14 protein-coding genes are annotated in these 15,326 nt (G+C 48.6%); 4 read left to right on the top strand and 10 right to left on the bottom strand.

Annotated features, from left to right (window positions below):
- Window positions 1–54: 54 nt before the first annotated feature.
- On the bottom strand, window positions 55–1,113 hold the full coding sequence (locus P4S53_RS15490; RefSeq protein WP_337113357.1) for a lipase family alpha/beta hydrolase: 1,059 nt from the start codon (window positions 1,111–1,113) through the stop codon (window positions 55–57).
- 244 nt (window positions 1,114–1,357) lie between these two features.
- Between P4S53_RS15490 and P4S53_RS15485 the strand changes: the two genes are divergently transcribed.
- Window positions 1,358–1,990 (top strand): transglutaminase-like domain-containing protein, encoded by a 633-nt coding sequence (locus P4S53_RS15485; protein WP_337113356.1) that lies wholly within the window; start codon window positions 1,358–1,360, stop codon window positions 1,988–1,990.
- A 241-nt stretch (window positions 1,991–2,231) separates the two neighbouring features.
- Window positions 2,232–2,924: a GntR family transcriptional regulator gene (locus tag P4S53_RS15480; RefSeq protein ID WP_337113355.1), complete on the top strand. Its 693-nt coding sequence runs from the start codon at window positions 2,232–2,234 to the stop codon at window positions 2,922–2,924.
- Between the two features lie 477 nt (window positions 2,925–3,401).
- On the opposite strand, the gene P4S53_RS15475 is transcribed toward P4S53_RS15480, so the two are convergent.
- The 4 genes from P4S53_RS15475 to gcl all read right to left on the bottom strand — a co-directional run bounded on the left by P4S53_RS15475 (window position 3,402) and on the right by gcl (window position 8,442).
- Window positions 3,402–4,685 (bottom strand): glycerate kinase type-2 family protein, encoded by a 1,284-nt coding sequence (locus P4S53_RS15475; protein WP_337113354.1) that lies wholly within the window; start codon window positions 4,683–4,685, stop codon window positions 3,402–3,404.
- 271 nt (window positions 4,686–4,956) lie between these two features.
- Window positions 4,957–5,844: a 2-hydroxy-3-oxopropionate reductase gene (locus tag P4S53_RS15470; protein ID WP_337113353.1), complete on the bottom strand. Its 888-nt coding sequence runs from the start codon at window positions 5,842–5,844 to the stop codon at window positions 4,957–4,959.
- Window positions 5,845–5,854: 10 nt separating this feature from the next.
- Entirely contained in the window at window positions 5,855–6,637 is a 783-nt protein-coding gene (hyi, locus tag P4S53_RS15465; RefSeq protein ID WP_337113352.1) for a hydroxypyruvate isomerase, read from the bottom strand.
- A 29-nt stretch (window positions 6,638–6,666) separates the two neighbouring features.
- Window positions 6,667–8,442 carry a glyoxylate carboligase gene (gcl, locus tag P4S53_RS15460; protein WP_027252423.1) on the bottom strand — a complete coding sequence of 592 codons (1,776 nt, stop codon included), beginning with the start codon at window positions 8,440–8,442 and terminating at the stop codon, window positions 6,667–6,669.
- Window positions 8,443–8,793: 351 nt separating this feature from the next.
- Here gcl and aceB point away from each other — a divergent pair, with 351 nt between their 5' ends.
- Window positions 8,794–10,353 carry a malate synthase A gene (aceB, locus tag P4S53_RS15455; RefSeq protein ID WP_442958691.1) on the top strand — a complete coding sequence of 520 codons (1,560 nt, stop codon included), beginning with the start codon at window positions 8,794–8,796 and terminating at the stop codon, window positions 10,351–10,353.
- 190 nt (window positions 10,354–10,543) lie between these two features.
- A complete protein-coding gene (locus P4S53_RS15450; RefSeq protein ID WP_161456925.1) occupies window positions 10,544–10,984 on the top strand; it encodes a GlcG/HbpS family heme-binding protein in 441 nt (146 codons plus the stop codon).
- Window positions 10,985–11,074: 90 nt separating this feature from the next.
- Here the strand turns inward: P4S53_RS15450 and P4S53_RS15445 are convergent, their stop codons facing one another.
- From P4S53_RS15445 to P4S53_RS15425, 5 genes are all read right to left on the bottom strand, one after another.
- Window positions 11,075–12,034 carry a DMT family transporter gene (locus P4S53_RS15445; protein ID WP_337114503.1) on the bottom strand — a complete coding sequence of 320 codons (960 nt, stop codon included), beginning with the start codon at window positions 12,032–12,034 and terminating at the stop codon, window positions 11,075–11,077.
- A 210-nt stretch (window positions 12,035–12,244) separates the two neighbouring features.
- The gene (locus P4S53_RS15440; protein WP_337113350.1) at window positions 12,245–12,526 is read right to left on the bottom strand and encodes a hypothetical protein; all 282 of its coding nucleotides are present in this window, start codon (window positions 12,524–12,526) and stop codon (window positions 12,245–12,247) included.
- A gap of 632 nt (window positions 12,527–13,158) precedes the next feature.
- The gene (locus tag P4S53_RS15435) at window positions 13,159–13,731 is read right to left on the bottom strand and encodes a hypothetical protein (protein ID WP_337113349.1); all 573 of its coding nucleotides are present in this window, start codon (window positions 13,729–13,731) and stop codon (window positions 13,159–13,161) included.
- A 187-nt stretch (window positions 13,732–13,918) separates the two neighbouring features.
- The gene (locus tag P4S53_RS15430; protein ID WP_337113348.1) at window positions 13,919–14,203 is read right to left on the bottom strand and encodes a hypothetical protein; all 285 of its coding nucleotides are present in this window, start codon (window positions 14,201–14,203) and stop codon (window positions 13,919–13,921) included.
- Window positions 14,197–14,487, bottom strand: a complete 291-nt coding sequence (locus P4S53_RS15425; RefSeq protein WP_337113347.1) for a hypothetical protein — start codon at window positions 14,485–14,487, stop codon at window positions 14,197–14,199. The genes P4S53_RS15430 and P4S53_RS15425 overlap by 7 nt, the downstream gene beginning before the upstream one ends.
- Between the last annotated feature and the right edge of the window lie 839 nt (window positions 14,488–15,326).

Below are 15,326 nucleotides of genomic sequence, written 5' to 3'. Positions count from 1 at the left end.
AAAAATCATGGATAAATTTTACAGTTTCTCATCATAAAATAATCTGCTTGATGATTATCCGCTGTTTGCCAGAACCCACTGTTCTATTTTTCTGGCAACCAAGGGATGTGTAAGCAAGCCCATATGATTGACACTGCCTATAATGCACTGATTATTTTCAGGGAAACCCACAGCCAGTTGCTGCTCATCCCCTTCCCCCAACGCACTCGAAACCGGGACCAGCCCATCGCCGATACGGCGGCTTCTGTCCTCCTGGGTATCTTTGCTCAGACAACTGGCGACAGCGTAACAGGCCACGCCGTCTGGTAAAGGTGGGCGAAGCGGGTAAGGCGGCGGCTCCCGTTGCCAGTCAGAATGGCAAATCGTGCCCAGACTGAGATCTTTACTGCCGGCACTGCGCAGCCGGGTCAGATTGGCCACAGACTGCAGGTAAGGCACCGCCTCAATACGGGTTTCAGCCCAGCTGGCCAGTTTTGCTAAAGGTGCACCGTTATGTGGGGTGCCCAGGGTAATCAGAGTGGAGAGCTGATGTATCCAGCTCACCTGATGTCTGGCAGCATAAAAGCATGCACTCCTGCTGACCAGCCCGCCCATACTGTGGGCAACAATGACAATTTCCTGCACCGGACAAGGCCAGGCGGCAATCAACTGCTCCAACAATAGCGCGAAATCTTCACCATTGGTCGAAATATGGCGTCCGGTGTTGTAACGCAGATACACAGGGGTATAGCCAAACTTCGCCAAATTTCGTCCATGGTCATGGGGTTTCCGTTGCCATTGGCTGTCGTTCATACACCAGCCATGAACACAAATCACAATCCGGGGCTGCGGCAGCGACAATTGCCCGGCCAGCGTAATCGGATCCAGGCTCAGTGGCTGCATACCGCTGCTGAATGCCATTCTCTGGGCTAACCGGCTTTTGCGCTCTTCAAGCGCATCCCCCATCACACCGTTCATGGTGGCGATCACCAGATCGCTGGGCGCCGGCGGCAGACCGGTTTCAACAAACTCTCCCAAACCTGCCCGCCACTGACTGGCATTGGCAAGTGCACGATCAGACAGATCGTTGAACAGCAACTGAAATGTACGGTTAATCCGTCGCTTAAATACCATACTCACACCCTTACATCAGATCTGGCCAACCACTGGTCACCTCAGTGTCATGCGCAACCTCATGGACAAATCAGCTTCTGAACTGTCACAGCCATTATAAGGATAGGGTCCACAGGCCATTTATGTGCGCCAGCATTGATGTGAATCAGCTCAAGCTCTCGCATAAAACCTGTCCTGCCCGCTCGCTAAGATAGAGCTTAGACTCTAGTCTGCTAGATATATCACAACACAAGGATCTCTTAACATGGAAGACCAATTGAGCGCGACCGACTACTTCGATTTTCATCATCCGGCCATCCAAAGCTTCAGTCAACAGGTGACAGGGCGGACTGCGGCCGAGAAAGCCATCAGCATCTATTATCTGGTCCGTGATGAAATTGTTTACAATCCCTACACACTGCAGGATGGCCTGCCCAGCCTGAAAGCCAGCTATTGCTTTCAGAAAAACCAGGCATATTGCATCCCAAAAGCGGCGCTTATGGTCGCACTGTGCCGTCAACATGGTATCCCGGCTCGTCTTGGTCTCGCGGATGTGATCAATCACTTATCAACACCGGCATTGGTTGAATGGCTGGGAACAGACTATTTCGCTTTGCATGGCTATGCAGAGATCTGGCTGAATCAGGGCTGGGTGAAAGTGACGCCTGTATTCGATCGGGCTTTATGCGAGAAGTTTAACGTTGAACCACTGGAATTTGACGGTAAACATGACGCTATTCTCCATTCCGCGACAAAAGATGGTAGCCAACACATGGAGTATGTAAAATACCACGGTTGTTTTGATGACATGCCCATTGAATTTATTCAAAAAACAGCCTCCGAGGCTTATCCGAAATTTGCCGATTTATTCAATCAGAACCGGGCGAACACTCAATAGTTTCGCACCGTCAATGAGTCGCCATCAGGACACGGTTATCCACTCTGTTTCATTTTCCCTGATTCATCGTGATTCAAGAGCACAAGCGAGCCGGATAAAGTATGATTATTTATTTTACTCTGAAAAGTTAATTCGCTTTTTTGCGTTAATTGCATACAATAACGGGGCAGCTGGAGAAGCTTTAGGAGAGAAGTAGTGACCACGCCAGTGAAAAAAGTCAACGTTAAAGAAATCACCCACTGTGGGTCCGACACTTACCCAGGATGATATTGTCTACGGACACATTTTTGATGCCATCCTGGAACAGCGCCTGCCACCCAACACCAAGCTGAATGAAGAAGCTCTGGGTGAAATTTTCGGTGTCAGCCGAACCATTATTCGCCGTGCCTTGCTTCGCCTGTCTGTCGAGCAGATTGTTAAAATTCGCCCGAACCGTGGTGCCATTGTCGCTGCGCCTAATGTTGAAGAAGCCCGGCAGGTACTCAAAGCGCGTGAAGTGCTGGAGCTCGCCATTACCGAGCTGGCCGTTGAACATGCGACCAGCGAACAAGTCGCCAAATTACGTGAACTGGTGAAAGATGAGCATGCGGCTTTTGACCAAGGTGATGTGGGCCGGGGTATCCGCCTTTCCGGTGAATTCCATATCCAGTTGGCCAGCATGGCCAATAATCCGCCTCTGCTTTCCTTCCAGCGCAGTATTGTGTCGCAAACTTCTCTGATCATTGCACTGTATGAAGTCGGCAACCGTGGTCAATGCTCCTTTGATGAGCATAACCAGCTGCTGGACGCTATTGAAGCGGGTGAAACAGAAAAAGCGGTTGCGCTGATGCGTAGTCACCTGGGCCACATCAATGCCAAATTAGCCCTTGATGACGAAGCCATCAGCAGTGACCTCCACGCTGTCTTTTCGGATGTTGTGTTAAAGCGAAGATAAATCGTAAACAATCCACCTCAAAATAAAAAACAATATTGTATACAATAACTACATGCCCTATACTGTTCTCAGTGGGGCATGCAGCCTACGCGTTCAGTTCGGTATTGTATAAGTTGGTGCTGCACGCTCCCACCCATTCCTCTTTTCAGTCTGTTCAGACTCATATTTACCTGTATTCATCTTTTCTTGACGAGCTATTGCTCACTGAAATCTTTCATCAAAAAATCACAAAACATCCTATACCTCCACCGGCAGACTGAACGGTTCAGCCTGGTCCTTTCTGCTCAATCAATCATGGGTTTTGTGTTGGCTGAATGGACTTTCGCCTGTGCGGAAATGACGGTCAGTGGTGAAATAACAATAAAAAAAGGAATAGTGCCGCTGACACTATTCCCAAAGGGCACACAGTCTCCAAGGACAAAGAAAACTGTGCCTACCGTTGCCTCTTACAACTTACAACATAACTCAAGGAGTTATTCAGTGACCGGATTCCTCCTTCGGAAGAATCAGAATGGCGCGAAAATCATTCACATTCGTCAGTGTTGGACCTGTTGTTAACAATGAATCCAATTGTTTGAAGAAAGTGTATCCATCATTGTTATCCAGATAGTCCTGGCTATTGAGTTCCAGAGCCTGCCCCTGGTGATAACTCTGCGGGTTCAGTACCGCACCGGCATTATCTTCTACCCCGTCAATACCATCGGTATCGGCGGCCAGTGCGAAGATCTGCGGATGGCCCTGCAGTTCATGATAAAGACTCAGCAAGAACTCACTGTTACGCCCGCCACGTCCCTCACCCCGGACTGTCACTGTGGTTTCACCACCTGACAGTAATACGCACGGCGTGGTGAATGGCTGTTCGCGGTCAGCAATCTGTTTCGCCAGCGCAGCATGTACCTTGGCGACATCGCGAGATTCACCTTCAATGCAGTCACTCAGGATATGCGCCGGGATCCCCCACTGGCTTGCCTCTTCGGCAGCCGCTTCCAGTGACAACTGAGGGCTGGCGATCAGCTCGAAACTTGCCCGAGCCAGACAGGCATCGCCCGGTTTTACCGTTTCAGATTCAGGGCTGTGTAACCACTCAGTGACTGAGTCGGGTACGCTCACCTGATAGCGGCTCAATATATCTAAGGCATCTTTGCTGGTCGTCGGATCAGCAACCGTCGGGCCGGAAGCAATGACTGTTGCCTCATCACCGGGTACGTCCGAAATAGCCAGTGTAATCAGCTGTGCAGGTGCGACGGCCTTCGCCAGCCTTCCGCCTTTAATGGCAGACAGGTGCTTGCGTACACAGTTCATTTCATCAATGGCCGCCCCGGATTTCAGCAAAGCTTTGTTGATTTGCTGCTTTTGCGAGAAGGTGATGCCGGGAGCAGGCAAACTCAGTAAGGCCGATCCGCCACCAGACAAGAGACAGATCACGAGATCGTTCTCGTTGAGCCCGGCAACCAGGTTCAGGATGCGTTCTGCCACTTCACGGCCGGCATCATCCGGCACCGGGTGAGCGGCTTCGATCACTTCGATCTTCTGGCATTCTGCGGTGTGACCATAACGAGTCACGACCAGACCTTCCAATTCACCTTCCCAGACACTTTCCAGTGCTCTGGCCATTGAGGCGGCAGCTTTACCCGCCCCTATGACCACCGCTTTACCCGTTCTGTCTTCAGGTAAATAGTGTTTCAGGGTTTCACCGGGCAGGGCCTGTTTTACTGCACGATTAAACAGTGCAGTCAAAAATGCATGCGTTTCCATTTGCATGTTGCGCTCCACGTCAAGTTAGCTCCCAGTTACGGCAAGCAACAGGGGAAAAAACCCGAAACCGTCACTGTCACCCACATTGTATATCGAACTGGTAGGGCCGGCTAAAGCCACCTCTGACAAGCAGCCAGCCCTAATATCCAACCCGCGGTTTCGGGACCACATAACCAAAGGAGACTAAAAATTGTTATGTGACAAGAATGATTCAGGATACAGCTGATTACCAGCTGCATACCTGGGGCGACATCAATGATGCCGCCTTTTCATCAGATTACTGACGGATGCTGTGATTCGCCAGCTCTTCAATCGCACGAATCAATGCTGAGTGATCCCAGCCTTCGCCGCCCAGTTTCACACAGGCATCAAACAGATTCTGAGCAGACTGGGTGTTTGGCAGAGACATACCCAGCGCTTCAGCGCCTGACAGCGCCAGATTCAGATCTTTCTGGTGCAGCTGGATACGGAAGCCTGGATCAAAGGTCCCCTTCACCATACGCTCACCGTGCACTTCCAGGACTTTAGAGTTGGCAAAGCCACCCATCAGCGCTTCACGAACACGGGCTGGATCGGCACCGGCTTTCGAGGCAAATACCAGTGCTTCAGCAACCGCTTCAATGTTCAGCGCAACAATGATCTGGTTCGCCACTTTACAGATCTGGCCTGCACCGTTATCACCGACCAGGTTGATATTCTTACCCATGACTTCAAACAGTGGCAGTGCTTTCGCGTAGGCTTCTTCGCTGCCGCCCACCATGATGGTCAGCGCAGCATTAATCGCACCCACTTCACCACCAGAGACAGGCGCATCCAGGTATTCCGCACCGGTTTCTTTGACGCGTGCTGCAATTGTTTTGGTTTCGATAGGCGAGATTGAACTCATATCGATCACGGTTTGACCCGCTTTCAGCACTTCTGCCACACCATTTTCACTAAACAGGACGTCTTCAACCTGAGGGGTATTTGGCACCATCAGGATGATGTATTCAGCCAGCTCCGCCGCGGCTTTCGCCGAGTGGACAACCTGAGCGCCGTTTGCAACCAGATCAGCCGGCGCTGGATTGTAATGGTCAGAAAAGATCAGTTGGTGTCCAGCTTTCTGCAGGTTCTCGGCCATAGGTTTACCCATGATGCCTGTACCGATAAATGCGATAGTCGTCATTATCCTCTCCTTAGATTTGATTAAATTCTTTCAGCCAGCCAAGGCCTTCTGCGGTCGTGGTCTGCGGTTTGTACTCACAGCCTACCCAGCCTTCATAGCCGATTTCATCCAGATGCCTGAACATGAAGTGGTAATTGATCTCACCGGTTCCCGGTTCGTGACGCCCTGGATTGTCAGCCAGTTGCACGTGACGGATTTGGCCCAGTTCACGACTCAGCGTCGTTGCCAGATCACCTTCCATGATTTGCATGTGGTAGATGTCGTATTGCAGTTCCAGATTGTCACTGCCGACTTTCTCAATAATATCCAGACCTTGTTTAGTGGTATTGAGGAAGAAGCCTGGAATATCACGGGTGTTGATCGCTTCAATAATCAGGTTTATCCCTGCTTTTTTCAGCTCTGCCGCAGCAAAGCGCAAGTTATCAACAAAAGTGGCTTCCGCCTGTCCTGGGGTGACGCCGGCAGGGACAATCCCTGCCAGACAGTTCACTTGGGTACAATTCAGTGCTTTGGCATAGCGAATCGCTTCCGGTACGCCGGCACGAAACTCTTCAACCCGCTTAGGGTCGACCGCGATACCGCGGTCGTCAGCATCCCAATCGCCAGCAGGCAGATTGAACAGTACCTGAGTCAAACCATTCTCATCCAGCTTGGCTTTAATCGCTTCTGCTTCAAAGGCATAAGGGAACAGATATTCCACGCCACGGAAGCCCGCCTGCGCGGCGGCTTCAAAACGATCCATGAAAGGTACTTCCGTAAAGAGCATGGATAAGTTTGCTGCTAATTTCGGCATGTCACATTCCTTTTGCTATTCGTGGCATCTTATTGATTGAAGGTGATGGCCGTTGGCGCATCGGCCTGATCTTCTGTCAGTGCTTCAAACTCGTTGATGCCGTCAATCTCAACGCCCATCGCGATATTCGTCACACGCTCCAGAATCACTTCAACCACAACGGGTACTTTGTGCTTGTTCATCAGAACCTGAGCTTCACGTAAGGCATCGGCGATCTTCTCAGGATCCGTGACGCGAATGGCTTTACAGCCCAGACCTTCAACCACTGCGACGTGGTCAACACCATAACCGTTCAGCTCCGGCGCATTCTGGTTCTCAAACGCAAGCTGGACACAGTAATCAATGTCAAACTGACGCTGTGCCTGACGGATCAGACCCAGGTAAGAGTTGTTCACCAGTACGTGGATATACGGCAGGTTAAACTGCGCGCCCGCGGCCAGCTCTTCAATCATGAACTGGAAGTCATAGTCACCAGACAGTGCCACAACCGGACGCTGCGGATCGGCTGCACGTACACCCAGCGCGGCAGGGATTGTCCAGCCCAGAGGACCAGCCTGACCACAGTTAATCCAGTGGTTTGGTTTGTACACATGCAGGAACTGAGCGGCAGCAATCTGAGACAGACCGATGGTGCTCACGTAGCAGGTCTCTTCGCCAAACACTTTGTTCATTTCTTCGTATACACGCATGGGTTTCACTGGCGTTTCAGTGTAGTGTGTCTTACGCAGCATGGTGGCTTTACGCTGCTGACATTCAGACACCCAGGCGCTGCGGTCGGCCAGTTTGCCAGCGGCTTTCATGTCGCGGGCCACTTCAACAATCAGTTCCAGCGCGGCTTTTGCATCCGATACGATCCCCAGATCAGGGCAGAATACACGACCAATCTGAGTCGGTTCGATATCAATGTGAACAAATTTACGGCCTTTGGTGTACACATCTACAGAACCTGTGTGGCGGTTTGCCCAACGGTTACCTACCCCAAACACAAAGTCGGAAGCCAGCATGTTGGCGTTACCGTAACGGTGTGCTGTCTGCAGACCGACCATGCCCACCATCAATTCGTGGTTGTCCGGAATAGAGCCCCAGCCCATCAGCGTTGGGATCACAGGCACACCGGTGATTTCAGCAAACTGCTGCAGCAAGTCAGACGCGCCGGCGTTAATAACACCACCACCTGCAACAATCAGCGGCTTTTCAGATTGATTCAGCATGGTTAATGCTTTTTCGATCTGAGCACGGCTGGCCGTTGGCTTGTAGGCCTCCAGTGGTTCGTAGCTGTCGATATCGAATTCGATCTCAGCCAGCTGAACGTCAATCGGCAGGTCAATCAATACCGGACCGGGACGGCCAGAGCGCATCAGGTGGAAAGCCTGCTGGAATGCACGTGGCACCTGGGCTGGCTCCAGCACAGTGGTTGCCCACTTAGCTACGGGTTTGGCGATGCTCTCAATATCAACCGCCTGGAAATCTTCCTTGTGCAGACGAGCACGTGGTGCCTGACCTGTAATACACAGAATTGGAATCGAATCAGCTGCTGCTGAATACAATCCTGTGATCATATCAGTACCTGCCGGGCCTGAAGTACCGATACAAACACCGATATTGCCGGTATTGGTACGCGTGTAACCTTCTGCCATGTGAGAAGCACCTTCCACATGACGGGCCAGAATATGATCAATGCCACCCAGTTTTTTCAGTGCAGCATACATAGGGTTAATCGCTGCACCTGGAACACCAAATGCCTGAATAACGCCTTCTTTTTTCAAAACTTCAACGGCGGCTTCAATTGCCTTCATCTTCGCCATACTGCCTCCTGCATAATTGTATACAATGTTGTGTATGATTGTATTCTAGACATACATAATTGATCTTAGCAAGAGGGCTGTTGCGATTTAAAACAAACTTAATCTATCGATAGAACACTATTTATTTAAATAACAGTAAGTTATGAACAAAAATAGCGACACATAAAAACAACATCAGATTTACATAGTGATAAAAACCACTTTACCTGATACGCCCATATAGGTTATAGATAATAGGAAAATTATAAAATGTATACAAAACGATAGACCGTTTGTTCTAAGGAGACGCAATTGGATACCCTACAACATCAAGAGGCACAAGCCGATTCCCTACAGCTCGCCGTTGGTTCACTGTCACCCGACTATCAGGCTATCCTGAACGACGATGCCATGGCGTTTCTGACGGCACTTGTCAGTCAGTTTTCAGGCCGTCTGGACGATCTGCTTGCCCGCCGTGAAACACGTCAGCGTGAATTCGACAATGGCAAACTGCCGGGTTTCAGAGCCGACACAGCCGATATCAGAAATGATAAAAGCTGGCGCATTGCTGATATCCCTGCGCCTTTACAGGATCGCCGGGTGGAAATTACGGGGCCGGTTGATCGCAAGATGGTGATTAATGCGCTGAACTCAGGCGCGAAAGTCTTTATGTGTTGTTTCGAGGATGCCACTGCGCCGAGCTGGGACAACATGGTACAAGGCCAGATCAACCTGCGTGATGCCAACCTGGGCGAGATGCGCCATTTCGATGACAAACGTCAGAAAGAATATGTCCTGAATGATGATCCGGCCCTGCTGATTGCGCGTCCCCGCGGTCTGCACCTGCCGGAGCAGCACATTCAGTATCAGGGTAAATCTATCCCTGGCTGTCTGATGGATTTCGGCTTGTATTTCTTCCATAACTACCAGACACGCGCTGACAAAGGCTTGGGGGTTTACTATTACCTGCCAAAGCTGGAGTCGATGGAAGAAGGTCAGTGGTGGGCTGATGTGTTCCGTTTCACCGAGAACTACTTCGGGGTACAAACCGGCACCATCAAAGCGACTGTGCTGATTGAAACCCTGCCCGCCGTTTTTGAAATGGATGAAATCCTGTACGCCATGCGCGATTACATTGTTGCCATGAACTGCGGCCGCTGGGATTACATCTTCAGCTATATCAAAACCCTGAAACAACACAAAGACCGCATTCTGCCTGACCGTCACGATGTGACCATGGCACAGCCTTTCCTGACAGCCTACAGCCAGTTGCTGATCGCAACCTGCCACCAGCGTGGTGCGCTGGCCATGGGCGGCATGTCGGCCTTTATTCCGAGCAAAGATCCTGAAGAAATGAAGCAGGTTCTGGAAAAAGTCATCGAAGACAAAGAGCGCGAGTCCAGCAATGGTCACGACGGTACCTGGGTCGCCCACCCTGGTCTGGTTGATACCGCAATGACGGTGTTTAACCAGCGCCTTGGCGGCAAACCAAACCAGCTCGACTATCTGCCATCGGCTGCCAATGACATCACAGCCGCCGATCTGCTGGCACCGTGCGAAGGTCACCGTAATGAAGCCGGTGTCCGCAAGAATGTGCGCATCGCTCTGCTGTACATCGAAGCCTGGATCCGCGGGCTTGGCTGCGTACCAATCCATGGTCTGATGGAAGATGCGGCAACCGCTGAGATCTCACGCGCCAATATCTGGCAGTGGATTCATCATGGTGTCACGCTGGATGACGGCCAGTTATTTACTGCTGAGCTGTTCCGCCACTGGCTGCAACAGGAAGTGGACAGCCTCAAGCTTGAACAGACGGATAACAGCCAGAATCGTCGTTTTGACGATGCGGCCAAACTGTTTGATGAACTGTCAACATCAGACGAATTTGCACCATTCCTGACACTACCAAGCTACCCGTTGTTGGTTGGCTGATTGTCTGCTCAGGGGGATTTCCCAGAGCGGTAGAGACGTTTACTCCCGGTCATCATGTATGAATGACATTTTCGGAGTAAAGCCGCTCACCGAGCATGGATTGGTGGCACATAAACAACATACCCGGCAGTCGGCTAACCGGCTGCCGCTCAAAAAGTTAGTCAATTAATTCTTGATCGGAGGGATCACTATGAGCTTAACACTGGACGAGGCACTGGTAATTACCAAGGGCGCATTCAGCACTGCCCTGACCAAAGGTGCTGCACCGCTTACTGTGGCTGTGCTCGACAGCGGCGGTAAACTTATTTCTCTGCAACGTCAGGACGGCTCCAGTATGCTCCGTCCTGAAATTGCCATCGCCAAAGCCTGGGGAGCCCTGGCACTGGGCTGTTCTTCCCGTAAACTTGCCCTTGATGCTCAACAGCGACCGGCGTTCATGTCGGCGGTCAATGTGCTGGCCGAAGGCAACCTGCTGCCGGTACCGGGTGGCGTTCTGATCCGCGGCAGCAACAACTGCCTGCTGGGTGCGGTCGGCATCAGCGGTGATTTATCCGAACTGGATGAGCTGTGTGCCATCGCCGGCATTAAAGCGGCAAACCTGGTAGCGGACGAAGTGGAAGTCGTGGAGTAATCACAGAGACCCCGTCCACTATGCAAAGGGCCATCATTGATGGCCCTTTTACTGTTCAGGACGGGTCAGACCCGTTCATGATGGCCTCTGTTACTCTTCACGCTTCTTACTGCCTGCCAGCGCCTCATCTGATGAGTCTGTAAAACCAATACTGGCGCTTTCAATAGCACTCACCCGCCGCGCCGCCCGAAATGGCCGGGATCCCAAGCGGTACAATATCAGAGACGACAAAATCAGCAGACATCCCAGCGCTTTGTTCAGCGTGAACACTTCGCCGTACCACATCACGCTGAGCGTCGCTGTCCACACAGGCTCCAGCAACATGATCAATGCCGCATTCGAAGCAGTGATCTGTTTTTGCCCGACCGTTTGCAGCACGTAGCGTAAACTGGTGGCCAGCAAGGTACTGAGTGCGAACCAGCCCCAGATCGTCACCGGCACGTGAGACGGTATTTGCTCAACGGTCAAAGACATCGTCAACGACAACAAGCCGGTGACAAATAACTGAATACAGGCCAGTAACAGTATCGGGATTTGCTGAGCAAACCGACTGTTCACGTTGAAATGAATCGCCAGCATAGAGGCACAGGCGGCAAACCAGATCTGACTGTCAGACTGCTGCCAGCCGCCGGACAGCGATAACAACGCCATGCCTGCCACCGCGACCGGCATAGAAAGCCAGAAGGCGCGCGGCGGTTTCTGCCTGAAGAGCGCCCAGGCAACAACCGGCACAAACAGCATCGACAGGCTGGCAATAAACGCCCCTTCCGCTAAGGCTTCTGTATTGGACATGGCATGGATCCAACACATCATGGCCACCCCCAGCAACACCCCCACCAGGGCCGCAAAACCGATGGTTTTCAGCGTGGTGCGCCTGAACGCTGCATAACAAAACGGCAGCAGGCACAGTGAAGCGAGCAGAAATCGCATGCCAATAAACAGAAACGGCGGCAAGCCCTGCAGCGTCTCTTTGGAGAAAATCCACCCGATAGCCGCGAGCATAGTCGTCAGCACCAGAATCGCGCTTGCTTTATAGTTTGGATTCAACAGAAACGCTCCTTTTTAGTGCCACAACAGACAATTACACTCGTGCAAACGCACGGTGACAACCATATCAACACTAAACCGCCAGGCTGGCAATGCTTTCTCTAGGGAGCTGGCGGGATTGTTTTTTCATGCTGGTGAAACGGAGAGATTGAGCGTCAGACATAAAAAATGGCCATCAGTATCAGTGACGGCCATTCTTGCAAAAACGAATAATTACCCGACCCGGTGAGCACGTATCCAGGTATGCGCACAATCCCCTTCTTTGTCGTAACCGATATTGACGGGTTTACCGGTTGCATAGGCAGTTAGCAACCGTGACAGTACCTGGTGCCGGGTTTCACCAGGAGTGCTCGCGTCAATGGCGAACAAATCAGGTTTACAGCTGGGGTGTGATGTTGGCTGATTCTTCAGCAAGAAATAAATCTGGTTGCCATCCGTGTAAGTTAACACTTGCGTTACTACGCCAGTCACCGATTTCATGACAGCTACGGCCACTCAAATTTCCAGCCAAGGCCGGATGCCTGTAATAAATCACCACCGGACGATTCAACATTTTGGCTGATAACCCCATAGACATCCACGATTTACAGTGTTCTTCAGACACATTGCACAGTTTGTGAACACCAAAGCCATTGCTGACATGGAGGGTTGAAGAATCAACACCAAGATGCTTGATTTCGCCTAAACAAAGTAGTTGGCGTGGACTGATAGTGACAACAGAGCAAATATACTCAAGAAGCATTTTAATAAATGTTCACCTATTAACAATCTGGTAGTAATAAAAATAAATCACACATAGAAACCTTATCAAGAAATCATTTCCCGCATATATAATCACTCTAGCTTCTCATGAAGCTCACAACTATAAAGAAGGACAAAAACAGCAATGACAAAAAGAACAATACATCATTACCACTTTTATAGTTCTCTTGCATAGATACATAAAGAGATAATCCAGACAAGATGAATGACAATCTATAAAATCGACTTATTCGTTTAAATTTAACAAACATAAAGCTTAAAAAAAACAACACTGAAACAACAAAAATAAGCATAACTTTAATACCTTAGTTGTTAATTACACACGTTGTATTGTCGTAGATACTATAAAACATCAACAAATGACATCATACCTGCCGCTGACCATACAATGGCATACTGCCGGTAACTTTAACCCTGCTATCGCCATAAGTAACCTCACTAATAAAATTTGTTTTAGTAGTGATCTCTAGTGGTACTTTAGCCATGGACCCAAGAGATATTACTAGATCAACACTAGGGTAAACCTTGTTACTTCCAGTCAAAGAATACCAAAATTCAGATACTGAGTTTCTGGCTGAGCTAAGACCAATCAAACTACCTAAGGTAGTAATACCCTCTTCAATTGAAGACATACCATGAAATGCAATAATACCTCCCGGTACACTACCGTAACCAGTTGGTATTAATAATCCTCCGACAACCATCTGACCGACCCCATCTATAATTTTTATATCCGCATATATAGCTTTCCGAAGGTTATCTTTAAATCGTTCGTAAAAACCATCTCTATGCATTTCATCATTAAATAACCTAGAAAATGCACCAGTCACAGCACCATTCTCAAATTTTCCACCACTGAGTTTTGAACTCGTCCCGCCAATTACTGCCGCAACTGTCACTCGCCCCATCACAGCGACTCCGCTTTCTCCCGGCATCATATCTTCTTCTTCGCTACATCTTACAAATAAAAACCTTATATCAGATCAATAGAAACCTCGTTCACCTGTTCAACCTTAACAAGGTTCCGAAGATTGCGTATAAAAAATGGCCTTCAGTATCAGTGATGGCCATTCTTGCAAAAACCAGCTCAGCCACAGCCACACGCCCCATTTCCAAAATTACAGCTTAAGTAAGCTCATGAATAAATATCAAAATCACCACAACAAATATTGAAAAATACATATGCCTGATGTTATTTATACAAGACCTATATAATTCCAACTTATTATCATTATCCAAATTAAATATAGAGTCCCCTATTGTAAAAGCTTCAACCTGGACAATATAGTAAACTTCTAACGCTCCTTTTTTTACACCAAGCTGGTACTGGAGCATATTAGCCAATATAACACCTCTAAAAGCGAGAACCACAGTAAAAACAAAACCTAGGATAATTAATAAAGTTACCATACTTTTATTCCTGAACCGCCCCAAACACCGAAATCTCCGGAAAGTCTCAGTTTCAACTCAATATTCGTATTCAAATGACCATTTTGGCCAAACCTAGTTGTTGATAAACCAATAGGACCTATTTGAACTGCTACACCTTGATAAAAAGTTAAACTACCATTTTCAGCAACAGTTGTAACATTGTTATAAATTGTCAGATCACTTCCTACTCCAGCAGAAAAGCCGCCCCCATGAAGAACCAACTCTACCTGAACTTGACAAACCAAGTTGATTGGTAACTTCATCTTCAATATTGAAACACGGTCCCATACATGCATCAAGATCTAATGAAATATCCATATTATCTCTCGCCCAGCGCATCGCAGGGTCAGTTTTTAATCTTGGTTGCGAAATCTTGGGGATTTCCACCTATCTCATTCACAATAAACTGAATTGCTGAAGTTACTGCACCATTAGCAAACTTCCCTCCAGTAAGATTTGGACTGTAATACGAGCAAGTGCATTTGAAGTTCATACTTTATCTGTCCCCTTCATGAACCTTTTCAACAAAGCACCTCGAAACATAAGTAAAATCATTAATATAAAGATATTCCTTACCATGCCTCTCACACAAAATTAATAAATATTCTTTTACAATCGCTTCAGTTATTAAATGAAACGATTGTGTTCTCAATCCTGCGATAAGTCGAATAAATTCTCATCCAGAAATTCATCAATAACAACTTCACCAGGTAGAACATAATAACGAACCCATCAAATAACTAACCAATATATCAAGTTAATCATAAGTAAAATAAGTGAAAACGTAAACGCCCTCAAAAAGCATAGGTATATGATCGAAAACAAATTTACTAACAATGAAAACGATATAAGAACAGATTTAACAATAAATGATCCGCTCAAGCTATACTGATCAGAGTTTTTCTCACTCTCTAAAGCTTGATCTAATAACCTAATTTCTTTTTCTGTTAATATTTTATCTTTATTAAATTGCTTGAATAATACCGAATAGTCAGAACTTTCTGACTCAAATTGATACGTACTTCTCGAGACCATTTCAGCCACAAACATGATGAACAATGAAAAAACAACAAAATAGATACTTTTATTCATGGCCTAAAAT

Source organism: Photobacterium sp. Hal280 (assembly GCF_037162255.1).
Lineage (GTDB): Bacteria > Pseudomonadota > Gammaproteobacteria > Enterobacterales > Vibrionaceae > Photobacterium.
The sequence above is the reverse complement of the archived record's forward strand: the minus strand, read 5'-3'. Positions and strand labels throughout refer to the sequence as shown.

Excerpts from the sequence above, each read along its gene's own strand:
- P4S53_RS15490 (WP_337113357.1), bottom strand. The coding sequence starts at position 1,113 with ATGGTATTTAAGCGACGGATTAACCGTACATTTCAGTTGCTGTTCAAC.
- P4S53_RS15485 (WP_337113356.1), top strand. The coding sequence starts at position 1,358 with ATGGAAGACCAATTGAGCGCGACCGACTACTTCGATTTTCATCATCCG.
- P4S53_RS15475 (WP_337113354.1), bottom strand. The coding sequence starts at position 4,685 with ATGCAAATGGAAACGCATGCATTTTTGACTGCACTGTTTAATCGTGCA.
- P4S53_RS15470 (WP_337113353.1), bottom strand. The coding sequence starts at position 5,844 with ATGACGACTATCGCATTTATCGGTACAGGCATCATGGGTAAACCTATG.
- hyi (WP_337113352.1), bottom strand. The coding sequence starts at position 6,637 with ATGCCGAAATTAGCAGCAAACTTATCCATGCTCTTTACGGAAGTACCT.
- gcl (WP_027252423.1), bottom strand. The coding sequence starts at position 8,442 with ATGGCGAAGATGAAGGCAATTGAAGCCGCCGTTGAAGTTTTGAAAAAA.
- P4S53_RS15450 (WP_161456925.1), top strand. The coding sequence starts at position 10,544 with ATGAGCTTAACACTGGACGAGGCACTGGTAATTACCAAGGGCGCATTC.
- P4S53_RS15435 (WP_337113349.1), bottom strand. The coding sequence starts at position 13,731 with ATGATGCCGGGAGAAAGCGGAGTCGCTGTGATGGGGCGAGTGACAGTT.
- P4S53_RS15430 (WP_337113348.1), bottom strand. The coding sequence starts at position 14,203 with ATGGTAACTTTATTAATTATCCTAGGTTTTGTTTTTACTGTGGTTCTC.
- P4S53_RS15425 (WP_337113347.1), bottom strand. The coding sequence starts at position 14,487 with ATGAAGTTACCAATCAACTTGGTTTGTCAAGTTCAGGTAGAGTTGGTT.